Source organism: Pantoea sp. GABEPS69, from assembly GCF_045780835.1.
GTDB lineage: Bacteria > Pseudomonadota > Gammaproteobacteria > Enterobacterales > Enterobacteriaceae > Pantoea > Pantoea septica.
Window position 1 is genome coordinate 1712871 of sequence record NZ_CP118618.1, and the last position, 20959, is coordinate 1733829.

Annotated in this window: 22 protein-coding genes and 1 pseudogene; 11 read left to right on the top strand and 12 right to left on the bottom strand. The window is 54.0% G+C overall.

Features of this window, described 5'->3' with window-relative positions; genetic code table 11:
* The first annotated feature begins 2 nt into the window (after positions 1–2).
* Together PVE98_RS08465 and PVE98_RS08470 are read left to right on the top strand one after the other, a co-directional pair.
* The gene (locus tag PVE98_RS08465; protein WP_103796091.1) at positions 3–776 is read left to right on the top strand and encodes a hypothetical protein; all 774 of its coding nucleotides are present in this window, start codon (positions 3–5) and stop codon (positions 774–776) included.
* Between the two features lie 7 nt (positions 777–783).
* Complete coding sequence (locus PVE98_RS08470) at positions 784–1236, top strand: tail fiber assembly protein (protein ID WP_146053832.1); 453 nt, start codon at positions 784–786, stop codon at positions 1234–1236.
* Positions 1237–1271: 35 nt separating this feature from the next.
* Here PVE98_RS08470 and PVE98_RS08475 read toward each other — a convergent pair whose 3' ends face one another.
* From PVE98_RS08475 to PVE98_RS08485, 3 genes are read right to left on the bottom strand one after another with little or no spacing between them, the layout of a single operon-like run.
* A complete protein-coding gene (locus tag PVE98_RS08475) occupies positions 1272–2711 on the bottom strand; it encodes a heme biosynthesis HemY N-terminal domain-containing protein (protein ID WP_103796090.1) in 1440 nt (479 codons plus the stop codon).
* The gene (locus PVE98_RS08480) at positions 2704–3624 is read right to left on the bottom strand and encodes a glycosyltransferase family 2 protein (protein ID WP_103796089.1); all 921 of its coding nucleotides are present in this window, start codon (positions 3622–3624) and stop codon (positions 2704–2706) included. Before PVE98_RS08480 ends, PVE98_RS08475 begins: the two co-directional genes overlap by 8 nt.
* On the bottom strand, positions 3621–3980 hold the full coding sequence (locus PVE98_RS08485) for a GtrA family protein (RefSeq protein WP_199187322.1): 360 nt from the start codon (positions 3978–3980) through the stop codon (positions 3621–3623). The genes PVE98_RS08480 and PVE98_RS08485 overlap by 4 nt, the downstream gene beginning before the upstream one ends.
* A gap of 289 nt (positions 3981–4269) precedes the next feature.
* Between PVE98_RS08485 and PVE98_RS08490 the strand changes: the two are divergent.
* A pseudogene (locus tag PVE98_RS08490) lies at positions 4270–4508 on the top strand (DNA polymerase V).
* A gap of 150 nt (positions 4509–4658) precedes the next feature.
* Here PVE98_RS08490 and PVE98_RS08495 read toward each other — a convergent pair.
* The 3 genes from PVE98_RS08495 to PVE98_RS08505 all read right to left on the bottom strand — a co-directional run bounded on the left by PVE98_RS08495 (position 4659) and on the right by PVE98_RS08505 (position 8865).
* Positions 4659–5783, bottom strand: coding sequence for an RNA-guided endonuclease TnpB family protein (locus PVE98_RS08495; protein ID WP_103796087.1), 1125 nt, complete (start codon positions 5781–5783; stop codon positions 4659–4661).
* Between the two features lie 127 nt (positions 5784–5910).
* The gene (locus PVE98_RS08500; protein WP_103796086.1) at positions 5911–7383 is read right to left on the bottom strand and encodes a flagellin; all 1473 of its coding nucleotides are present in this window, start codon (positions 7381–7383) and stop codon (positions 5911–5913) included.
* 351 nt (positions 7384–7734) lie between these two features.
* Positions 7735–8865 (bottom strand): site-specific integrase, encoded by a 1131-nt coding sequence (locus PVE98_RS08505; RefSeq protein WP_103796085.1) that lies wholly within the window; start codon positions 8863–8865, stop codon positions 7735–7737.
* A gap of 275 nt (positions 8866–9140) precedes the next feature.
* On the opposite strand from PVE98_RS08505, the gene PVE98_RS08510 reads away from it, so the two are divergent.
* On the top strand, positions 9141–9986 hold the full coding sequence (locus PVE98_RS08510; RefSeq protein ID WP_096073301.1) for a hypothetical protein: 846 nt from the start codon (positions 9141–9143) through the stop codon (positions 9984–9986).
* Between the two features lie 69 nt (positions 9987–10055).
* Positions 10056–10682 carry a LysE family translocator gene (locus PVE98_RS08515; protein ID WP_033746488.1) on the top strand — a complete coding sequence of 209 codons (627 nt, stop codon included), beginning with the start codon at positions 10056–10058 and terminating at the stop codon, positions 10680–10682.
* Positions 10683–10685: 3 nt separating this feature from the next.
* On the opposite strand, the gene cmoB is transcribed toward PVE98_RS08515, so the two are convergent.
* The 4 genes from cmoB to PVE98_RS08535 all read right to left on the bottom strand — a co-directional run bounded on the left by cmoB (position 10686) and on the right by PVE98_RS08535 (position 13692).
* Positions 10686–11654 carry a tRNA 5-methoxyuridine(34)/uridine 5-oxyacetic acid(34) synthase CmoB gene (cmoB, locus tag PVE98_RS08520; RefSeq protein WP_096073300.1) on the bottom strand — a complete coding sequence of 323 codons (969 nt, stop codon included), beginning with the start codon at positions 11652–11654 and terminating at the stop codon, positions 10686–10688.
* Positions 11651–12379, bottom strand: a complete 729-nt coding sequence (gene cmoA / locus PVE98_RS08525) for a carboxy-S-adenosyl-L-methionine synthase CmoA (RefSeq protein ID WP_096073299.1) — start codon at positions 12377–12379, stop codon at positions 11651–11653. Before cmoA ends, cmoB begins: the two co-directional genes overlap by 4 nt.
* A gap of 80 nt (positions 12380–12459) precedes the next feature.
* On the bottom strand, positions 12460–12855 hold the full coding sequence (locus PVE98_RS08530; protein ID WP_096073298.1) for an MAPEG family protein: 396 nt from the start codon (positions 12853–12855) through the stop codon (positions 12460–12462).
* Positions 12856–12870: 15 nt separating this feature from the next.
* Entirely contained in the window at positions 12871–13692 is an 822-nt protein-coding gene (locus PVE98_RS08535; protein WP_096073297.1) for a DUF72 domain-containing protein, read from the bottom strand.
* A 209-nt stretch (positions 13693–13901) separates the two neighbouring features.
* Between PVE98_RS08535 and aspS the strand changes: the two genes are divergently transcribed.
* The 6 genes from aspS (at position 13902) to ruvB (ending at position 19373) form a co-directional block, all read left to right on the top strand.
* The gene (aspS, locus tag PVE98_RS08540) at positions 13902–15683 is read left to right on the top strand and encodes an aspartate--tRNA ligase (protein ID WP_033746502.1); all 1782 of its coding nucleotides are present in this window, start codon (positions 13902–13904) and stop codon (positions 15681–15683) included.
* Complete coding sequence (nudB, locus tag PVE98_RS08545) at positions 15683–16111, top strand: dihydroneopterin triphosphate diphosphatase (protein ID WP_096073296.1); 429 nt, start codon at positions 15683–15685, stop codon at positions 16109–16111. Before aspS ends, nudB begins: the two co-directional genes overlap by 1 nt.
* Positions 16112–16342: 231 nt before the next feature.
* Positions 16343–17086 carry a YebC/PmpR family DNA-binding transcriptional regulator gene (locus PVE98_RS08550; protein ID WP_033746507.1) on the top strand — a complete coding sequence of 248 codons (744 nt, stop codon included), beginning with the start codon at positions 16343–16345 and terminating at the stop codon, positions 17084–17086.
* A gap of 37 nt (positions 17087–17123) precedes the next feature.
* A complete protein-coding gene (gene ruvC / locus PVE98_RS08555) occupies positions 17124–17651 on the top strand; it encodes a crossover junction endodeoxyribonuclease RuvC (RefSeq protein ID WP_033746508.1) in 528 nt (175 codons plus the stop codon).
* A 94-nt stretch (positions 17652–17745) separates the two neighbouring features.
* On the top strand, positions 17746–18360 hold the full coding sequence (gene ruvA / locus PVE98_RS08560; RefSeq protein ID WP_033746510.1) for a Holliday junction branch migration protein RuvA: 615 nt from the start codon (positions 17746–17748) through the stop codon (positions 18358–18360).
* An 8-nt stretch (positions 18361–18368) separates the two neighbouring features.
* Positions 18369–19373 (top strand): Holliday junction branch migration DNA helicase RuvB, encoded by a 1005-nt coding sequence (ruvB, locus tag PVE98_RS08565; RefSeq protein ID WP_033746513.1) that lies wholly within the window; start codon positions 18369–18371, stop codon positions 19371–19373.
* Here the strand turns inward: ruvB and znuB are convergent, their stop codons facing one another.
* Both znuB and znuC read right to left on the bottom strand, forming a co-directional pair.
* Positions 19374–20159 carry a zinc ABC transporter permease subunit ZnuB gene (znuB, locus tag PVE98_RS08570; protein WP_033746516.1) on the bottom strand — a complete coding sequence of 262 codons (786 nt, stop codon included), beginning with the start codon at positions 20157–20159 and terminating at the stop codon, positions 19374–19376.
* Positions 20156–20911, bottom strand: a complete 756-nt coding sequence (znuC, locus tag PVE98_RS08575) for a zinc ABC transporter ATP-binding protein ZnuC (RefSeq protein WP_033746519.1) — start codon at positions 20909–20911, stop codon at positions 20156–20158. Before znuC ends, znuB begins: the two co-directional genes overlap by 4 nt.
* Between the last annotated feature and the right edge of the window lie 48 nt (positions 20912–20959).

Genomic DNA, 20959 nt, shown 5'->3' on the forward strand with positions numbered 1-20959 from the left:
TTATGCATCGCATTGACACACCTACTGCCCAGAAAGATAAATTTGGTGCAGGTAAGAACGGATTTACGGGCGGGAACCCGCAGACAGGAGAACTTCCTACTGCACTTGATGCCGATTTTTTTGATTCTATTCAGGAGGAGATTAGTGGTGTTATTGAGATTGCCGGATTCGCCCTGGACAGGAATAAAAACGACCAGCTTTTAGCGGCGCTTCGTGCCCTGTTCGCACCAAAATCAGGCTCATATAATCAGCTTTTTAGGGTATCAAGTGCGCCGGACGATAACAATGCTGCAGTGCCAGTATCACTTCTGAATTCTGGTCTAAGGCAGAAGGCCAATCTAAACGGTGATGCCGATCAGTCATTCAAGATGGCAAATAGTGGCACTGGTTCCTATGGCGTTAACAATGACCGTCTGAATTTTGTTTTACAGAGCTATGCTGCTGTTGTTGGAAATCAGTTCACTCAATTCTCTGTCGGAGGTGCAACCTCTGCGGCACATGCCGTTCGCCTGGATCAGTTCCAGTCAGGAACGAATGGGAATGGGGCTTGGACAAAAATGCCTGGTGGCGGACAGTGGTGCAGACAGAACCTAACGCTTGCGGCAAATGCTACAACTACATGGACTTTCCCTGCCGGCTTTTCAGCAGCGCCTGCAGTGTTCGTCACCGCAATTAATGGCGCTTTCCAGTGCTGGCTGAATGGCATTGGGGCTAATAACTGCGGTATCTTCAACAATGGCGCGGCTTTAAACGTTAACCTTTTGGCTGTGTGGTAATTAAAAAATGACTGATGAAAGCAACGAAGTTCAGGCAACTGAAGAGATTGTGCCGCTCCCTATTCGATATTTTGTTCAGACTGATGACGACGGCTACGTTACCGGAATGATGGTCGCGGTAAGCGAACAGGAAGCGGAAGGATATATATTAGCTCAGCTTCAGGAAGTTAACGATGACGTTTTCGAGTCTATTGGGCAAGACTCAAAATACGTTGATGGAAAGGTAATACAGGGGGAGCCAAAACCTGCTCTCCTTACAGTTGATAACGCGAAGGCTATAAAATCTGCGTTATTGGCTGAAGCAAATGCCAACACTCAGCCGTGGCAGACGCAGCTAATATTGGGGATCATTACTGATTCAGATAAGGCCTTGCTGACAACATGGATGAAGTATTATCAGCAAGTTCAAGCTATAGATATCAGTAAAGCGCCGGAAATTATTTGGCCGGAACATCCTTAGATGGTAATTTAGCGCAGGGGAACTGCGCTAAAGCATTAAAAATCTGTTGTGGATTTTAACATGGCAGAGCCCGTGCTTATTATTACGCAGTTATCCACACACTGACTCGGGTTGTTAATTGTTGGTTTGTAAGGTATTTCAAATGAAAAGCCTTTTTTATTCTTCAAATATAAAGCCATGCCCCACGGAGCCCATTCATTGGCTAACGAAATATTTCCGAATTCATCCGTTCGCTGCACGTTAGAAAAAGAATTATAAGTAGGATTTGTAATGTCTATCATTACTTTTCCTGAGTAATCTTTGCTCACTTTATTTGATAATTCAGCAGCAAGCGACTGAAGCTCTGAGCGTTGAGGAATAACGAACCCACGGACAATATTGTAAGAACAACTGGCAGCTATCACTGCGGCTAAAACGCATGCGAGCGTAGAACCAAAGTTTGGGAGTCGGTCACAGACTGAAAGCAGTCCGACTATAAATAATGAGGTGAAAATAATTGTTAGCCCAGGCATGGTTCTCCATGTCGCCCAAGATTCACTAACAATCAAGCTAAGACTAAAGCTTCCTATGCCAAACATTGCGACAAGCAGCAGTTTCCATACTCCATCACTTAAGCGGAAGACAAAGAATAAACCAACGATCGTCACTATGATACTAATAACTAAATACCACAGGGAAAGGGTTATGTCATAGTTCGAAAGAGCTATTCTCATTGGTTCCGAAACAAACCACTTCATCTTCCCAATAAGATCGTGAGTTAAAGCCGCGCGCTGGAACGTCTCGCCATACATCATCAGTGGAATGATTTTAGTCATGACAGCACTGCTTACAACCCCACAAGCAGTTAACGCAAACGAGAGAATGCATTTTTTAACGTCAACCTTTTTTTCTGAAAGGCAAACCTCGATAAATGCGAAAGCAAGAAGTGCCATCCCTGCAGGCTGATAAATGGCGAACGCAGCAGATATTAACAAAAAAGAAGTTATAAGCCGACCCGCGTAACGAGACTTGATTCCAGAAAGGCAGTCGTATGACATCAGTGACAACCAAGTAGCCATCACATAAACGCAGCATGTTGCCCATGATGTATACACCTGAAAGGTTGGTAGTAAGCCAAGAGATAATGCCAGAAAAGCCCTTTTGAAATTTGATTCCAGAATCGATTTTCTTTTTAAGAACATATAAAGATGAACGGAGAAGCCTGCCGCGCACATAGCAGAAAAATAGCGAAGATAAGCAAGGTCCATCAAGTCAATATTTACTTTGTAAGCCATTAAGCGTAGATAAGCAAACAATGGCCTTCCAGACATTATATCCCACTTAAACGTATCGCAGAAACCGGCTAAAACCTGACCAAGCAATGCGTAATCATCATTAAATGCATAGCTGAATAAATATGCCGGGCAAAAAGCAAGCAGGACAACAATGAAAATAATCCCCTCAGGTTTTATTGACTTCCATATTTCTTTATTCATTTTCACTTCCTGTTTTAATTATGTATCTTGGTCTTTTCTTTGTCTCAATATATATCCTTCCGATATACTCTCCAAGAACACCGATGCCAATTAGCTGCACTCCGCCAAGAAAAAGAATTGACACTAGTATCGAAGGATAACCAGCAACGGGATTGCCCCAGAAAATTTTGTCGATTATCATCCACACCCCATAAACGAAAGAAAGGCCTGCGACACAAAACCCAATGTAGGTCCACATTCGAAGCGGGAAGGTGGAAAATGACGTTATCCCCTCAAGCGCAAGGTTCCATAATTTCCATCCATTAAACTTAGATATGCCAGCTACTCGTTCTGCGCGAGAATACTCGACTACGTCAACATTACCGCCTACCCAAGATAATATGCCTTTCATAAATAGGTTTCGCTCCGGAAGTAGCTTTATGTTTTTAACTACTTCGCGAGACATCAACCTAAAATCACCAACATTTTCCTCAATTTCTGGAGAGCTGATTTTATTATGAAGGCGATAAAACCATTCAGCAGTTTTACGCTTTAAATGACCGTCTTTGCTGCGATCTATGCGCTTAGCCAAAACAACATCAGCGCCATTTATCCACTTTTCTATGAGTTGTGGGATGACAGTTATCGGGTCCTGAAGGTCTACGTCAATTGGGATTGCAGCGTCACCAGATGCATGCTCAAGTCCTGCAAATAGGGCAGGTTCTTTACCGAAGTTTCTGGTAAATGAAATAGCTTTTACAAGCGGATCAGAGATGCTCAGGGCATTGATGATGCCTTCTGTTGAATCTTTACTTCCATCATTAATGAAGACGATTTCAACCTCATATCCAGTCAAGTCACGACGAACCGCTTGGTAAAAAATTGGCACTGCTTCTTCTTCATTGAAAACGGGAACGACTAATGAAATCTTCATTTTCCTTCTCTGAAAACTATGTATTTAGAGTAAGCAAACCCGCACACCAGACTGGTTGCTGAAAATACAACGAGCGTTATAACAGGACTCAATTGCAACTTATCGGCGTACGCTCCAACCGCGGCTGCCATGCCACCCATGAAGGAAAGGTAAAGCAGGTACCGTATAGTTGTCGCTTCAGAGTTGAACGTCCACTTTGCGTTAGCAAAAAATGAAAACGTAACAGCACAGCAAAAGGCCGCAAAGTTGGACTTAGATTGCGACAGGCCTTCGAAATAAAGCGCTGCAAAAACAACCCAATGTATCAAGGTGTTAACCACTCCAACCGATACGTAACGAACGAAAAAGTTAAACATCAGGATTTTCCTAAAATGCTAAGGCGCGGATCTTGTCATTACATTTGTGTTATAGCAATAATCTGTAAGTGAAAATTATGAAAAAAAGCTTCGGCTACGGGGCAATGACTCAACCGCGCCTCTCTGAGCAGGCTGCGGGGTGGGGTGACTAAAGCTTAGCCACTTACCCTAACACCTTCCAAAAACCCGCTTCATAAAGGCAATAGTAAAACCGAAGCAGACTATCTTGATAAAACCCTTTGCTGATATTACTGTATACATATACAGTAATTTTGATAGGGAATTATGCATGCCGCGCGAATACGAAAAAGAAACAGCTTTTAGAAATGCCATTAAACGAGATCAGCAAGGCCGATACACAGTAACCACCGTTGATTTTGTCACAGAGTTGGAGCGCCTGACTGGCTCTTAACACTGAAGGAGGCTAACCATTGGGTTGAAATTTACACGTCAACCTTTCGAGACATCTCTACCAAAGAAGGCGAAGAGCGAACATTCCAGGTATTCAACCCGAACGGAGGTCTCTGATTATGGGGTTTCAGTCTCCGGCGCAGGACTACATTCAACGCAGGCTGACGGTTAACGATCGCGTCGTGCATAATCCTCTGGCACTTCTAAAAATAAATGCTAACCAAAGTTAAGGGCAGACGTTGACATCCGGCGCGGACTAAACCGAGCTTACAGTAAGATAGCGGTACTACCATTATCTTCTGAGGGTTCCTGCTTCAACGGATGGCGCAACATATCCACTCCTCCACAGGCAATCACGGCATGCCCTGCCGCTAAAATTTTCTTAGCTCTTATTGCACCATAGGCGGTGCAAGCACTGTCAGCTTCAACTTGCTTCAGATTGTTGTCGTGCTCGTGCACGGTCACCAGTTGTCCGCCATTCCAAGATAACTTGTAATCAAGTTGGCGTTTTAACTCATAGATATTATATACCGCAGCCGCTTTTTTGCCTAGGGAGCGGTTAGGAAGCGAAGTTGCATGCTCAAGATTTTCAATCACGACAATTGCGTGGTTTTTGCTAAGTACGGTTGAAATCTTATGAAAATGGTCTTTACGCATATTAGATATGCGATGCAACAGGCGGTTTACTTTATGTCGCTGCTTGACCCAGTTACAGCTGAATTTTTTCTTCCTGCGCAGACGCCTGATGCTTTTCTCAAGAGACTTTTCCATTTTTGGTAAAGTTGCTTGAGACAAAAAATCGGTACCTTCAGAAGTGGTGAGGCATTCGATATTGCAGGTGTCCAGTCCAATTATTGAAGATTGCAACGGTGCCGGTGTTTCAACCTCGGATTCAGTTTGTAAACTGACGTACCATTTATCCAGCTTCATTGAAACTGTGACGTTTTTGATTACTCCTGTAATGTTACGGCTTTTCCTATAACGAACCCATCCCAGCTTGGGCAACTGAATTCTTTCATTTGCTTCATCTAGTTTCACACGCTGAGTAGGATAACGGAAAGCATCATTTTTCCCTTTCTTTTTAGATGATGGGAAAGTTGCTCTTCTTGCGAAAAGATTATTAAACGCTTTATCAAGATCCTTCAGCGATTGCTGAAGGATCTGGGAGGGTGCATTGCTTAGCCATGACATTTCTTCTTGGCTTTTCCATTCAACAAGCCAAGGTGCCATTTTATTGTAAGGGATATAGCGATCACCATTTCGCCAGACGTCGCTTTGCATAGTTAGAGCACGGTTGTAGACAAAACGGCAAGCACCAGCAAATGACTTCATAGAAGCAATCTGTTCTGGATTAGGTTTCAATTGAAACTTGTATGCTTGACGCCTGATCATTTCGACAACTATGCAACCTAAAAGTAGACTTTAAGATGAGAGTATTTCATCAGTAAACACACTGTAATAGCAATGCTTTTACGGTTGAAAAATGAAGCCCCCCGCAAATCCGGGGAGCCTTGAGCGATTAGCCCTGCAGCAGAGACAGAACCTGCTGCGGAACCTGGTTAGCTTTCGCCAACACGGAGTTACCCGCCTGCTGGATGATCTGCGCTTTAGACATGTTTGAAACTTCGGTCGCGTAGTCAGCATCCTGAATACGAGACTGTGCTTCAGACAGGTTAGTGGTGGTGTTGTTCAGGTTAGTTACCGCTGAATCCAGACGGTTCTGAATTGCACCCAGACTTGAACGGAAATCATCAACCGTTGCGATAGCTGCGTCCAGCGCTTTCAGCGGGTCAGAGGTAGACTGCTGAAGTTTAGCTGCGTCTGCACTAATGAGGGTTGCATTACCGCCAGCAGTTTTACCCAGATATACAGCTTGTACATCAGAACCATCTTGGTCTGCGCTGAAATCAGCAGTCACTTCATCGCCAGCAGCGTTAGCAGTGTAGGTTTTACCATTAATGCTGAGAGTGCTGTTGGTTTTGGTAGCGCCTTGCAAATCAAGGTCTTTCTGAGTCGCTGCAACGTTATCAACTGTGCTTGCAGTAGTAAGCTGACCAGTAGAAGCATCAGTATAGATTCCGTTGCTGCTAAACGCGGCAGTAGTAGCTGCATCTTGAATAGTAACGCTAGTGCTCTTGCCATTTACTGTTGTGGAGAAAGTACCATTACCGTCAGTGTCTCCCGCCGTCGTCATGGTTAAGGTCAAGCCTTTATAAGATACAGTGTCACCAACTGCTTTGCCTTTAATAGCATTTGCAATGTTAGTTGCTTCGCTAGTGTTAGCTGTGGTTGCGCTATTAGTAAAAGTGCCATCAGCTGAGTTGATGTACTGTGCAACGCCACCTTTAGTTACTGCGCCAGTAGAAATATCAACGTTAAAGGTATCTGCACCAACTTTGTAATTATCGGTACCAGTTGCGCCGAAATCTGAAACCAGCTCGCCTTTAGTAACTTTCTGTGCGCCATCTACGTTGAAGCCTGACAGACCCAGAGTTTTTGAGTCAATTTTCTTCAGGTCGATTGAGATAGTCTCACCGTCGTTCGCGCCAACCTGAATTTTCATGGTGCCGTCTTTCGCCAGCACGTTCACGCCATTGAACTGAGTCTGACCAGAAACGCGGTCAATTTCGTCCAGACGTGATTTAATTTCGTCCTGGATTGATGACAGGTCGGAATCAGAGTTGGTGCCGTTCTGCGCCTGAACGGTCAGTTCACGTACACGCTGCAGGTTGTTGTTGATTTCTGACAGCGCGCCTTCAGTGGTCTGCGCGGCAGAGATACCGTCGTTGGCGTTACGTGCAGCCTGAGTCAGGCCCTTGATGTTAGAGGTGAAGCGGTTGGCAATCGCCTGACCAGCAGCGTCATCTTTCGCGCTGTTGATACGAAGACCAGAAGACAGGCGCTCAATAGAAGAAGAAAGAGCAGACTGGTTCTTGTTGATGTTGTTCTGAGTGATCAGCGAGAGGCTGTTGGTGTTGATTACTTGAGCCATGGTAAAAGTTCCTATTAATCAAGTCATTTGGTTAGGTTTGGGCTTAAACCCCTTCGGCTTCTGCGCCGTCAAACCTAGTATCGTCAGGACCCAATTATTCTTTAGTGTAAAATTCACCAATTTAGAAAAGTATTTTCAATACTCAGTAACTCTCACGTCAAATCTGCATGTTTGTTAATCTCCAGGTCAGGAAAATTATGCGGATCATCAATGTATCCCGTCAGAGAATTCTTAATCGCAAGTCCAGCACCAGAATTTTACCTACTGCGCTGTAAAACACCCCAACCCCAGTCAGCTCCGGCTTGCGGCCAATGTAAGACGTTTCAAATTTTGACATATCAGGTTGGCCCCTCAATCAACGTTCAATTTAACTGGCATTTTTCCAGCGTCAGCAATGACACCGGCTCTTTTTTCCTGCAGCTCTCTGAAGCGGTCATGAAGCGAGCGAGGATATAGCTCTGTGTAAATTTGCCACAGTGTCTTGAGCGATCTATGCCCTGTTACCTGGGCCACTTCTTCAATTACAAAACCAGCTTCAAATAGCCGACTTGCTCCCTCTCTGCGCAGATCGTGATAACGCAAATCCTCAATGCCCAACTTATTCCTCTCTTCTGCAAACACGATACTTATCCGTTTTTGTTTGAAGGGGAAAATCAGGTCACTGTTTTTTGGTTGCTCCTGCACGATATCCCATGCCTCTCCAAGCAACGCAACATACATATGATTGCCAATCTTTTTCCGGGGATGCTTTCTATCCCTGACCAGGATGGCTTTCTGCTTTTCGTCTATGTCATCCCAACGGAGGCTTGTCACCTCTCCAATGCGCATGCAGGAGAGAATCGAGAAAAGGAATATGCGGTGAAAAGGGATGCCTTTGTAAGAACCCGCCGCTCGAGCTTCAAGCGCGGTAAGAAGCTGGCTAATTTCTTCAGATGTCGGTCGCCGGCTACGCTTCTGTGAAGTTGCTATCATTCCCAGCCTGCTCATTTGATATTTGGCTTTTCTATAGCAGTCCATATCAAATTCAATATTGAACATTGGGCCCGCAGCTCCGAGGATTGCCCCAATGAAGGTAATATCATTACGGATAGTTGAAGGCCCAGCACCTTGCGATGCTCTGTATTCTGCATGACTAATAAAAGTGTTAGAGGTGAACTCGCTCAGAGGCACCTCGCAGATTTCACTACGGCTAATCAGGCTGAGCGTTGACGCCTTGCTTTTGCTGTAAGTGATGTTAGGGTGATTCATATACCGCTCTAACAGCTCACCAAAAAGCGTCGTCTGTTTCTGTTTTGCGACGGGAACGCCATTCTTTTCGATGTCTGCAACCCGGATAACACCCCAAGATTTGGCCTCGGACTGCTTGGCGAAGGTTTCACGCTCGCGGTAAATTATTGCGCCTTCTTTCTTGACGGCAACTGTGCAGCGATATCTGATTTCGCCTTTTGTGGTCTTCCGTTTTTCAATACTGTAGTAAGCCATTTGTTTTTCTCACTATGGGCTCCCAAGGGGGCCTGCAGGGGGACCTGAGCAATCAAAAACGCCCAATAATACTGTTTTAATGTACAGTAATTAGCAATGCGGAAATATGCATAAATTCATAATATTCTGATTTCCATACGTATTTTATTAAGCGGGTTTTACCGAGACGCACTTATCTTGCTGGGGTTCTTTTTATCCGCAGAATTTTACCAGGCCGCGCCAGATGCCGCCAATACGGTTACACTCAGGTTATTGAGATCTCTGGGAGTTACACCATGAAACGCTCTCTGATTGCGGCGCTTGCGCTGGGTTCGCTGTTCCCCTCTCCCGCGCTGTGGGCCGCCGCCTGCGCTCCGCACAGCAAAGCCGTTGCCAGCAGCAATAGCTGGATTATGCTGGGCGGCAGCGCGAAAGGCGCGGTGCGACAGGTGATCGCCGGCGAGTTCGGCAAAGATGTCGATTCGCAAAAGCGCGTGCTCGGGCAGTTCGATCCCTGCGGCATCCTGCAGGTGGCTGACGTCACCTTCGATAAAAAAGAGCACAACGTCGTGCTGAGCATGGAGCAGCATATTGCGCGCGTGCAGGGCGGCTGGGTAGCGGAGTACGCCTACCTGGTGAAGGTGCTGAAAGAGGGCAAAGAGCAGGTGGTCGATAACCGTCAGGGCACCATTAGCTGGCTCACCGGTCAGCACGGCAATATCGTCACCGCTTCCGATAAATTCACCAGCATGGGCAAAAGCGGCTTTACCGACACCACCTATCGTTACGACGCGCAGCTGCGGCTGACGAAAAGCGTTTCGCGCGGCACCGACGCCCTGACCAACGGCGAAAGCAGCTGGCGCTGGAACCCGCAGGGGCAGGTGGTCAGCGCGATCACGGCGCGCAGCAAAGATCTCTATACCTACGATAAAGATTTTCGCGAATGGCAGCTGCACGGCACCGCGACCACGCCGGTCAGTTCGCTGCGTTCGGTCGACGAGTGTCAGCTATGGGACGAGGTCGGCAACTGCACGTTAAGCTATCTGCATGAAACCGAAGTATTCGACAAAGGCACTATCGAGCGCCATCTCAGCGCCGCCTATAAATATCAGTACTGGGACCGGCCTGCTGAGACGGAGTAGCGCGCAGAAATAGCGCGTCCTCGTTAAAAATTTGTTAAAGTGAGCGGAGCCATTTTCAGGGAGAGCGTTATGACCGCTACGCTGCTGTTCTCGTTTTTATTCGCTATTACTATTTTGACGCTGACGCCCGGTTTCGATACCGCGCTGGTGCTGCGCACTGCCGCCGCGCAGGGCTGGCGACGCGGCAGCGCCACGGCGCTGGGCATCAACCTCGGCTGTCTGGTGTGGGGCGTCGCGGTGGGATGTGGTCTGGGCGCGCTGCTGCTGGCGTCGGAAATGGCCTACAACCTGCTGAAGTGGATCGGCGCGGCCTATTTGCTCTATCTTGGCGTCAGGCTGCTGCTCAGCCCGCGCACGCAGCCGCTGCATGAAGCGGCGGCGGAAATCGCGCCGCAAAGCTATCTGAGCTGCTTCAACCGCGGCCTGTTCGGCAATCTGCTCAACCCCAAAATGGGCGTGTTTTACGTTACTTTTCTGCCGCAGTTTATTCCGGCGGGGGCGTCGGTGCCGCTCTGGTGCAGCCTGCTGGCGCTGATGCATATCGCGATTGGGCTGCTGTGGAACGCCGTCCTGATTGGCGGCAGCCACTATTTCGCCGCGCACCTGCGCCGTCCGGCGGTGCTCAAGGTGATGGACCGCCTGACGGGCATGGTGTTTATCGGCTTCGCGGCGAAGCTGGCGCTCTCGCGCCGCTAAGCGTCAGGGTTTGGTGGCGACCAGCACCGCACGCAGCGGCGCCGGGTAGCCTTCCACCGTTTTGCCGGCGTCTTGCGGGTCGAGAAACTCGGCCAGCGATTCGCTGGTCATCCAGCTGGTGCGGCGCTGCTCGTCGGTGGAGGTCACCGCATAATCGACAATTTTCACGTCGACGAAGCCGCACTTCTCCAGCCAGCTTTTCAGCGCTGCGGCCGAAGGGATGAAATAGACGTTGCGCATCTGCGCATAGCGTTCGCCCGGCACCAGCACATCCCGCTCATCTCCCTCGATCACCAGCGTTTCCAGCACCAGCTCGCCGCCGCTCACCAGCTGGTTTTTCAGCTGCAGCAGATGATCGAGCGGCGAACGGCGATGATAAAGCACGCCCATTGAGAAAACGGTGTCGAACGCCTGTAGCGTCGGCAGCTGTTCGATGCCGAGCGGCAGCAGATGGGCGCGTCGGTCATCGCCCAGCAGTTTGCGCACCGCTTCGAACTGGCAGAGAAAGAGCTGCATCGGATCGATGCCGACCACCAGCTGCGCGCCGGCGCCGACCATGCGCCACATGTGATAGCCGCTGCCGCAGCCGACGTCCAGCACGGTGCGACCCGCCAGCGAGGAGATATGCGGCGCGACGCGCTGCCACTTCCAGTCGGAACGCCATTCAGTATCGATAGCGGTGCCGTAGAGCGAGTAGGGGCCTTTACGCCAGGGCATCAGATTGCGCAGCAGTTTCTCGATGCCCTGACGCTGACGATCGCTGAGATCGTCGCGCTCTGCGCTGACGCTGTGCAGCAGGTCGAGCCGCTGCGGCTGCAGCAGCGGCAGATGCTCAACCGACTTCTCCCAGTTGCGAAACAGGCCATGCAGATTCTCTTTCTGCCAGGCGGCGATCTGCGCCGGCAGCACCTCCAGCCAGCTGGCGAGCGGGCCGGTGGCGATTTGCTGATAAAAACGGCCAAACTCAATCATTTCAACGCCACCAGCGAACCAAAGTTAAAGCACTGGAACCAGAGTTCCGCGTGAGAGAAGCCCGCCTGTTTCAGGCGCGCCTTGTGCGTCTCAACGCTGTCGGTCAGCATCACATTCTCCAGCATGCTGCGTTTCTGGCTGATCTCCAGCTCGCTGTAGCCGTTAGCGCGTTTGAAATCGTGGTGCATATTGAACAGCAGTTCGCCGACCTCGGCGTCCTCGAAGCTGAACTTCTCCGACAGCACCAGCGCGCCGCCGGGCTTCAGCCCCTGCCAGATCTTCTCCAGCAGCTGCAGCCGCGCAGGAGGATCAAGAAACTGCAGCGTGAAGTTCAGCACCACCATCGAGGCGTTTTCGATGGGGATATCGCGGATATCGGCCTCGATAACGTTCACCGGCGTCTCGGCGCGGAAGGCGTCGATATGGCGGCGGCAGCGTTCAACCATCGCCGGCGAATTATCCACGGCGATAATGGTGCAGCCGGGCGCCTTGATATTGCGGCGCACCGAGAGCGTGGCGGCGCCAAGCGAGCAGCCCAGATCGTAAACCTGGCTGTCGGGCGTGACGAAGCGCTCGGCCAGCATGCCGATCATGGAGATGATATTGGAGTAGCCGGGCACGGAGCGCTGAATCATATCGGGGAAGACTTCAGCCACGCGCTCGTCAAAGGTCCAGTCGCCCAGCTTGTCGATGGGCGCGGAAAATAGCGTATCGCGGTCAGACATAATAAATCCGGAAAGACAACGGAAAGGGCGCTATTCTGGCAGAAAGTGCGGCGGGCTGCACCCTTTACCCCCGCAGCCGGTCAATGCAGCGTCAGCACCAGCTCCCAGGGCAGATAGATAAGGTTAAATACCGCCATGCCGCACAGGGCGAACAGCGTCAGCATCATGCCATATTTGCGCCCGGCGAGCGCGCTGCGGCGCAGCCCCTGCGCGTGCAGCACCCGGCCGACGAAAAAAAGCAGCGCGGTCAGATGCATCATCCACATATCGGCGCCGTTCATCTCCATCATCACCAGCAGCAGCAGCGCCAGCGGAATGGTTTCGATCGCGTTGCCGTGAATGCGCATCGCCACGCGCAGATCGTGAAACCCGCCGTCGCCAAAGGCGACGCGATAGTGGCGACGGTAGCGCACCACGTCCAGCGCGAACTTCATCACCATCAACACGCCCAGTACCACATATAACGCACTTACCATGCTAATCCTCGTTCATCAGAACAGCGATTCCTGCTGCGGCCAGGCGGGGCCGCTGCCGATGCCGGCGTCGATCGCCTGCAGCTGCGGCCATATACGCCGCACCAGCGGAAACACCTCGCCCATATCGGGCGTATGAATAAAAAACAGCGGGTCGCTTTCCGTCTGCCATTGTGCCAGTTTTTCGCGCCAGACCTGAAAAAATCGATCGCTCTGGTCTACGTCGTCGCTGCCGATAAAGCGCACCATGGGCCGCTCGCCGGTGCGCACGGCGTGAGGCGGCACGCGCGGCTTTTGCTGGCGCGCGTGCAGGGCGGCAGGACTTTGCGAGGTTGAGGCGTGCGTCGGACGGCTGTCTAAAATCACCCGGTTGACGCCGCGCGCCTGCAGCCCCTGATTCAGGGCGCGCTCCGCCTCGCCCTTGGCGAAAAAGGCGGGGTGGCGCACTTCGACGCCATAGCTGAAGCGGCGCGGCAGCCCGTCGAGAAAGCGCCAGAGATCGGCGAGCTGCGCGGGCGCAAAAGTCGCGGGCAGCTGCAGCCAGTACTGTCCGATACGGTCGGCCAGCGGATCGAGCAGCCGCAGGAAATCGCTCAGCAGATCGTCGGTGTGCTGCAGCTGCGCCTGATGACTGATGGTCTGCGGAAACTTGAAGCAAAAGCGAAAATCGTCATGCGTCATATCGCGCCAGCGCTGAACGGTGTCGGGCGCGGGTAGCGCATAAAGCGTGGTGTTGCCCTCTACGCAGTGGAACAGCCGGGCATAATCAGCCAGACTTTCAATGCCCCAGCGTTTCCAGTGCGAATGCTGCCACTGCGGCAGCCCAATACGAAGCGTCACGGCCTCTCCTTTTCTGCTGGTTTTGCCCTATAGACTAGCCTGGTTGCCCGGGGGAGGAAAAACCGGCGACGAAATGCGCGGTTTGGCGCGGCTCTACTTATCCTGCCTGCCTTTTTCCATTATAATGGCCGCCTTTTTTGCGGCAGCATCTCAAAAGGTTACGCGGCCTGATGCTGCAGGCAGCAGCGGCGAAGTTAAAAGGATACGTTATGCGTACAGAATATTGCGGACAGCTCAATCTGTCTCATGTAGGTCAGCAAGTCACTCTTTGCGGCTGGGTCAACCGCCGTCGCGATCTGGGGAGCCTGATTTTTATCGACATGCGCGACCGCGAAGGCATCGTGCAGGTTTTCTTCGATCCCGATCGTCAGGAGGCTTTCCAGCTGGCGTCTGAGCTGCGCAACGAATTCTGCATCCAGATCACCGGCACCGTTCGCGCACGCGACGAGAAAAACAAAAACGCCGAGATGGCCACGGGCGAAGTCGAAGTGTTCGCGCAGGCACTGACCATTATCAACCGCGCCGAGCCGCTGCCGCTCGACTCCAATCAGGTCAACAGCGAAGAAGCGCGTCTCAAGTACCGCTATCTCGACCTGCGCCGTCCTGAAATGGCGCAGCGCCTGAAGACCCGCGCGAAAATCTCCAGCTTCGTGCGCCGCTTTATGGACGGCGAAGGCTTTCTCGATATCGAAACGCCGATGCTGACCAAGGCGACGCCGGAAGGCGCGCGCGACTATCTGGTGCCGAGCCGCGTGCACAAAGGCAAGTTTTATGCGCTGCCGCAGTCGCCGCAGCTGTTCAAACAGCTGCTGATGATGTCCGGCTTCGATCGCTACTATCAGATCGTGAAGTGTTTCCGCGATGAAGATCTGCGCGCCGACCGCCAGCCGGAATTTACCCAGATCGATATCGAAACCTCGTTCCTGACCGCGCCGCAGGTGCGCGAGATCAACGAGCGTATGATTCGTCAGCTGTGGCAGGAAGTGAAGGGCGTCGATCTCGGCGAGTTCCCGCAGATGACCTTTGCCGAAGCGATGCGTCGCTACGGTTCCGACAAGCCCGATCTGCGTAACCCGATGGAGCTGGTGGACGTCGCCGATCTGCTGAAAAACGTCGAGTTCCAGGTGTTCGCCGGTCCGGCCAACGACGCCAAAGGGCGCGTCGCCGCGCTGCGCGTGCCGGGCGGCGCACAATTGAGCCGCAAGCAGATTGACGAATACGGCAAGTTCGTCGAGATTTATGGCGCGAAAGGTCTGGCGTGGATGAAAGTCAACGCGCGCGCTGACGGCTTCAGCGGCGTACAGAGCCCGGTGGCTAAGTTCCTTAACGAAGAGATCGTCGAAGCGATTCTCAGCCGCACCAACGCCGCCGACGGCGACCTGATCTTCTTCGGCGCCGATCGCGCCAAAGTGGTAGCGGACGCGCTGGGCGCCCTGCGCCTGAAAGTGGGCCGCGACCTGCAGATCACCAACGAAAGCGCCTGGGCGCCGCTGTGGGTAATCGACTTCCCGATGTTCGAAGAGGACGACGAAGGCGGTCTGGCGGCGATGCACCATCCGTTTACCGCGCCGAAAGAGATGTCGGCGGAAGAGCTGGCGGCCGACCCGCTGAGCGCGGTGGCGAACGCCTACGATATGGTGATCAACGGCTATGAAGTGGGCGGCGGTTCCGTGCGTATCCACAGCGGTAACATGCAGCAGGCGGTATTCACTATTCTGGGCATTGACGAGCACGAGCAGCGCGAGAAATTCGGCTTCCTGCTCGACGCGCTGAAGTACGGCACGCCGCCGCACGCGGGTCTGGCTTTTGGTCTGGATCGTCTCACTATGCTGCTGACCGGCACCGAGAATATCCGCGACGTTATCGCCTTCCCGAAAACCACCGCGGCGGCCTGTCTGATGACCGAAGCGCCGAGCGAAGCCAATCCGGCGGCGCTGGCGGATCTCGGTATTCAGATCGCGCCGAAGAAAGAGAAGTCAGAGAATAAGTAATGTTTAAATATCCGGTATCGGTGCTGGTAGTGATTTTCGCGCAGGATACCGGCCGGGTGTTAATGCTGCAGCGACGCGACGACAGCGATTTCTGGCAGTCGGTGACCGGCAGTCTGGAAGCGGGCGAAACCCCGCTTCAGGCGGCGCGGCGCGAAGTGCTGGAAGAGCTGGCCATCGACGTCGCGGGCGAGAAGCTGGCGCTGGAGGATTGCGGCAAAGAGATCGAATTCGAAATCTTTCCGCACTACCGCCATCGCTATGCCCCAGGCGTGACGCACAACCGCGAACACTGGTTCCGGCTGGCGCTGCCCGCCGAGCGGCAGCCAACGCTCAGCGAGCATCTCGCCGCGCGCTGGCTCGATCCCGCCGCCGCCGCCGCCCTGACTAAGTCCTGGAGCAATCGCCAGGCGATTGAAGAATTTATTTAGCTGCTCGCCGTAATTTTGGTGGCAGTCTGGATTGAAGAAAATTGGTGCGGTTCCCACAGAACTGCACCGCAAAACTTAAAGCGTCGGGCGTTATCGGCGCAGCGAGGTCGACTGCCGCCAGCGCGCAGCAACCGGAGCGTACGCTTGTACGTGACGATTGCGAGCACTGCCGGAAGGCGAGATCGCCAGCAAGATAGCCCGTGCGATGTCAAAGATCGGAGAATATGCAAGATGGCTGGTCATAGTAAATGGGCGAACACCAAGCACCGCAAGGCGGCGCAGGACGCCAAGCGCGGTAAAATCTTCACCAAAATTATTCGTGAACTGGTCACCGCCGCTAAGCTGGGCGGCGGCGACGCCGCGTCCAACCCGCGTCTGCGCGCCGCAATGGACAAAGCGCTGTCTAACAACATGACGCGCGACACCATGAACCGCGCTATCGCGCGCGGCGTGGGCGGCGAAGATGATTCCAATATGGAAACCATCATCTATGAAGGCTACGGCCCTGGCGGCTCTGCCGTGATGGTGGAGTGCCTGAGCGACAACCGCAACCGCACCGTAGGCGAAGTGCGCCACGCCTTCACCAAAACCGGCGGCAACCTCGGCACCGACGGCTCTGTTTCTTACCTGTTCAGCAAGAAGGGCGTGATCTCCTTCGCGCCGGGCCAGGATGAGGACAGCGTGATGGAAGCGGCGCTGGAAGCGGGCGCGGAAGATGTGGTGAGCTATGACGACGGCGCGATCGACGTCTTTACCGCATGGGAAGAGCTGGGCGCAGTGCGCGACGCGCTGGAGGCCACCGGCCTGAAAGCGGACACCGCCGAAGTCTCAATGATCCCGTCGACCAAAGCGGAACTCGATGCTGAAACGGCGCCGAAGCTGCTGCGCCTGATCGACATGCTGGAAGACTGCGACGACGTGCAGGAAGTCTACCATAACGGCGAGATCTCCGATGAGGTCGCGGAAACGCTGTAATGGCGTTTCTCTCTAGCCCGCACACCGGAGAGTCGGCATGGCGATAATTCTGGGCATCGATCCCGGCTCGCGCATAACCGGCTACGGTGTGATCCGTCAAACCGGCCGCCAGCTCAGCTATCTGGGCAGCGGCTGTATCCGCACCAATACCACCGAGCTGCCGGCGCGTCTGAAGCTGATCTATGCGGGCGTGACTGAAATCATCACCCAGTTTTCGCCGGACTACTTCGCCATCGAGCAGGTCTTTATGGCAAAGAACGCCGATTCGGCGCTTAAGCTGGGGCAGGCGCGCGGCGCGGCGATCGTCGCGGCGGTCAACCTTGACCTGCCGGTCTTTGAGTACGCCGCCCGTCAGGTGAAGCAGACCGTCACCGGCACCGGCGGCGCGGAGAAGAGTCAGGTGCAGCATATGGTGCGCACGCTGCTTAAGCTGCCCGCCAACCCACAGGCGGACGCCGCTGACGCGCTGGCAATCGCTATTACGCACTGCCACGTCAGTCAGAACGCGACGCGCATCAGCGACAGCAAACTGTTACTGACGCGCGGACGTTTGCGTTCAGGCTAGCGGGCCACGCCGCGTTCCGTTTCAGGCTGGATATTCATCCAGCCTTTTTTATGTTATAAATCCCGCCACATTCGTTTATTAAGGAAGCGTTCAGGTGATAGGTCGTTTACGGGGCAATATTCTGGAAAAGCAGCCGCCGCTGGTGCTGATCGAAGCGCACGGCGTGGGTTATGAAGTGCATATGCCGATGACCTGTTTTTATGAGCTGCCTGAACTGAACCACGAAGCGGTGATCTTTACCCACTTTGTGGTGCGCGAAGATGCGCAGCTGCTGTTCGGCTTCAACAACAAACAAGAGCGCGCGCTGTTTCGCGAGCTGATTAAAACCAACGGCGTCGGACCTAAGCTGGCGCTGGCGATCCTTTCCGGCATGTCGGCGCAGCAGTTCGTGACGGCAGTGGAGAAAGAGGAGATTGCCGCGCTAATCAAGCTGCCGGGCGTCGGCAAGAAAACCGCCGAGCGTCTGGTGGTTGAGATGAAAGATCGCTTCAAAGGGTTGCATGGCGACCTCTTCTCCGGCGAATCCGCCTTTACGCTCACCGCGCCGCACGCCGAGCCGGAAAGCAACGACGCCGAGGCAGAAGCGGTTGCGGCGCTGGTATCGCTGGGTTATAAACCGCAGGAAGCCAGCCGTATGATAAGCAAGGTTGGCAAGCCTGACGCAGACTGCGAAACCCTGATCCGAGAAGCTCTGCGCGCCGCCATTTGAGGTAAGTCATGATCGAAGCCGACCGTCTGGTCTCCTCCGCCAGCTATAACGAAGAAGAGAATCTCGACCGCGCTATCCGCCCTAAGCTGCTCTCGGAGTACGTGGGCCAGCCGCAGGTGCGCGAGCAGATGGAAATTTTCATCAAGGCGGCGAAACTGCGCGGCGATGCGCTGGATCACCTGCTGATTTTCGGTCCGCCGGGGCTGGGGAAAACCACGCTGGCCAATATCGTCGCCAATGAGATGGGCGTCAATCTGCGCACTACCTCCGGTCCGGTGCTGGAGAAGGCGGGCGATCTGGCGGCGATGCTGACCAATCTCGAACCGCACGACGTGCTGTTTATCGATGAGATCCATCGTCTCTCGCCGGTGGTGGAAGAGGTGCTCTATCCGGCGATGGAAGATTACCAGCTGGATATTATGATTGGCGAAGGCCCGGCCGCGCGCTCCATCAAGCTCGACCTGCCGCCGTTTACGCTGATCGGCGCCACCACGCGCGCCGGCTCGCTGACTTCGCCGCTGCGCGACCGCTTCGGCATCGTGCAGCGCCTGGAGTTCTACAACGTGCCGGATCTGCAGCACATCGTCAGCCGCAGCGCCGCCTGTCTGGGACTGCCGCTGAGCGAAGAGGGCGCGCGGGAAGTGGCGCAGCGCGCGCGCGGCACGCCGCGTATCGCCAACCGTCTGCTACGCCGCGTGCGCGACTTCGCGGAGGTGCGCGCCAACGGCGAAATGAGCGGCAACGTTGCGGCCAGCGCGCTGGATATGCTTAACGTCGACAGCGAAGGCTTCGACTATATGGATCGCAAGCTGCTGCTGGCGATTATCGACAAGTTTACCGGCGGGCCGGTAGGCCTGGATAACCTCGCAGCGGCAATTGGCGAAGAGCGGGAAACCATTGAGGATGTGATTGAGCCCTTCCTGATCCAGCAGGGCTTTATTCAGCGCACGCCGCGCGGCCGGATGGCCACGCAGCACGCTTATCGTCACTTCGGCATGGCGCGCGACGAGTAATCAGACGGCGGGTTTGCGCGCCATGCTGAGAATAAACAGCAGCGCGGCGCACAACACCACCGACGGGCCGGCCGGGGTATCGTAGAAGGCGGAGAAGGTCAGGCCACCCGAGACGGCGATAATGCCCACCACCACTGCCAGGCTCGCCATCTGCTCTGGCGAACGCGAAAAGCGGCGCGCCGTCGCGGCGGGGATAATCAGCAGCGAGGTGATAATCAGCGCGCCGACGAATTTCATCGCCACGCCAATGGTCAGCGCCGTCACCAGCATCAGGATCAGGCGGGTACGCTGAATATTTACGCCGTCCACCTGCGCCAGCTCCGGGCTGATGGTCATCGACAGCAGCGCGCGCCACTGCCACGCCATCACCGCCAGCACCACCGCCACGCCTGCGCCCATCACCCATAAATCCTCCGGCGTTACCGCCAGCAGATCGCCGAACAGATAGGCCATCAGATCGACGCGCACGCCCGACATCAGGCTGACCACCACCAGACCGAGCGACAGCGCGCTGTGCGCCATAATGCCCAGCAGGGTATCGATCGCCAGATGCGGGCGGCGTTCAAGAAACACCAGCCCGAGCGCCAGGCAGACGGTGACCAAGATAACGGCGTAGTAGGGATTGACGTTCAGCAGCAGGCCGAAGGCAACGCCCAGCAGCGAGGCGTGCGCCAGGGTATCGCCGAAGTAAGACATCTTGCGCCACACCACGAACGAACCCAGCGGACCGGCCGCCAGCGCCAGCATCACGCCGCCCAGCCAGCCCGGTAGTAACAACTCAATCATGATGGACCCTGTCCTCTGCGTAAAACGATACGTCCCTGAAGGTCGTGACGATGATTATGGTTATGGCGATAGATCGCCAGCTGCTGCGCGCCGCGCGGACCGAACATGGCGATAAATTCCGGATGCTGCGACACCGCTTCCGGCGTGCCGGAGCAGCAGATATGGTGGTTAAGGCAGAGCACCTCGTCGGTTTTCGCCATTACCAGATGCAGATCGTGCGAAACCATCAGCACGCCGCAGTTAAGCTCGTGGCGCAGCTGGTCGATCAGATCGTAGAGCGCCACCTGGCCGTTCACGTCGACGCCCTGCGTCGGCTCGTCCAGCACCAGCAGCTGCGGCTGATTGAGCAGGGCGCGCGCCAGCAGCACGCGCTGCGTTTCACCGCCCGAGAGCTTCTGCAGCGGCGCGTTGAGCAGATGACCGGCCTGCACGCGCTTCAGCGCCGGCAGCACATCGGCGCGCTTCGCGCCGCGCGTCAGCAGCATAAAACGCTCGACGGTGACCGGCAGCGTCGGGTCGATATGCAGTTTTTGTGGTACATAACCGATGCGCAAGCCGGGATCGCGTTGTATCTGACCGGAGGCCGGCGTTAGCAGCCCCAGCACGACGCGCACCAGCGTGGATTTGCCCGCGCCGTTGGGGCCAAGCAGCGTAAGTATGCGTCCTGGCATCAGCTTCAGGCTAATGCCTGAGAGCACGGGACGTCGTGCAAATTGCACGGAGATGTTTTCAAGCGTGACGAGTGAGGTCATGTTATTTACAGGTTGCACAGAATTTCGAATGTTATAATATCACATCCC

What these genes read in the sequence shown, in the direction of transcription:
- PVE98_RS08465 (WP_103796091.1), top strand. Translation starts at nt 3, where the DNA reads ATGCATCGCATTGACACACCTACTGCCCAGAAAGATAAATTTGGTGCA.
- PVE98_RS08470 (WP_146053832.1), top strand. Translation starts at nt 784, where the DNA reads ATGACTGATGAAAGCAACGAAGTTCAGGCAACTGAAGAGATTGTGCCG.
- PVE98_RS08475 (WP_103796090.1), bottom strand. Translation starts at nt 2,711, where the DNA reads ATGAATAAAGAAATATGGAAGTCAATAAAACCTGAGGGGATTATTTTC.
- PVE98_RS08480 (WP_103796089.1), bottom strand. Translation starts at nt 3,624, where the DNA reads ATGAAGATTTCATTAGTCGTTCCCGTTTTCAATGAAGAAGAAGCAGTG.
- PVE98_RS08485 (WP_199187322.1), bottom strand. Translation starts at nt 3,980, where the DNA reads ATGTTTAACTTTTTCGTTCGTTACGTATCGGTTGGAGTGGTTAACACC.
- PVE98_RS08495 (WP_103796087.1), bottom strand. Translation starts at nt 5,783, where the DNA reads ATGATCAGGCGTCAAGCATACAAGTTTCAATTGAAACCTAATCCAGAA.
- PVE98_RS08500 (WP_103796086.1), bottom strand. Translation starts at nt 7,383, where the DNA reads ATGGCTCAAGTAATCAACACCAACAGCCTCTCGCTGATCACTCAGAAC.
- PVE98_RS08505 (WP_103796085.1), bottom strand. Translation starts at nt 8,865, where the DNA reads ATGGCTTACTACAGTATTGAAAAACGGAAGACCACAAAAGGCGAAATC.
- PVE98_RS08510 (WP_096073301.1), top strand. Translation starts at nt 9,141, where the DNA reads ATGAAACGCTCTCTGATTGCGGCGCTTGCGCTGGGTTCGCTGTTCCCC.
- PVE98_RS08515 (WP_033746488.1), top strand. Translation starts at nt 10,056, where the DNA reads ATGACCGCTACGCTGCTGTTCTCGTTTTTATTCGCTATTACTATTTTG.
- cmoB (WP_096073300.1), bottom strand. Translation starts at nt 11,654, where the DNA reads ATGATTGAGTTTGGCCGTTTTTATCAGCAAATCGCCACCGGCCCGCTC.
- cmoA (WP_096073299.1), bottom strand. Translation starts at nt 12,379, where the DNA reads ATGTCTGACCGCGATACGCTATTTTCCGCGCCCATCGACAAGCTGGGC.
- PVE98_RS08530 (WP_096073298.1), bottom strand. Translation starts at nt 12,855, where the DNA reads ATGGTAAGTGCGTTATATGTGGTACTGGGCGTGTTGATGGTGATGAAG.
- aspS (WP_033746502.1), top strand. Translation starts at nt 13,902, where the DNA reads ATGCGTACAGAATATTGCGGACAGCTCAATCTGTCTCATGTAGGTCAG.
- nudB (WP_096073296.1), top strand. Translation starts at nt 15,683, where the DNA reads ATGTTTAAATATCCGGTATCGGTGCTGGTAGTGATTTTCGCGCAGGAT.
- PVE98_RS08550 (WP_033746507.1), top strand. Translation starts at nt 16,343, where the DNA reads ATGGCTGGTCATAGTAAATGGGCGAACACCAAGCACCGCAAGGCGGCG.
- ruvC (WP_033746508.1), top strand. Translation starts at nt 17,124, where the DNA reads ATGGCGATAATTCTGGGCATCGATCCCGGCTCGCGCATAACCGGCTAC.
- ruvB (WP_033746513.1), top strand. Translation starts at nt 18,369, where the DNA reads ATGATCGAAGCCGACCGTCTGGTCTCCTCCGCCAGCTATAACGAAGAA.
- znuB (WP_033746516.1), bottom strand. Translation starts at nt 20,159, where the DNA reads ATGATTGAGTTGTTACTACCGGGCTGGCTGGGCGGCGTGATGCTGGCG.
- znuC (WP_033746519.1), bottom strand. Translation starts at nt 20,911, where the DNA reads ATGACCTCACTCGTCACGCTTGAAAACATCTCCGTGCAATTTGCACGA.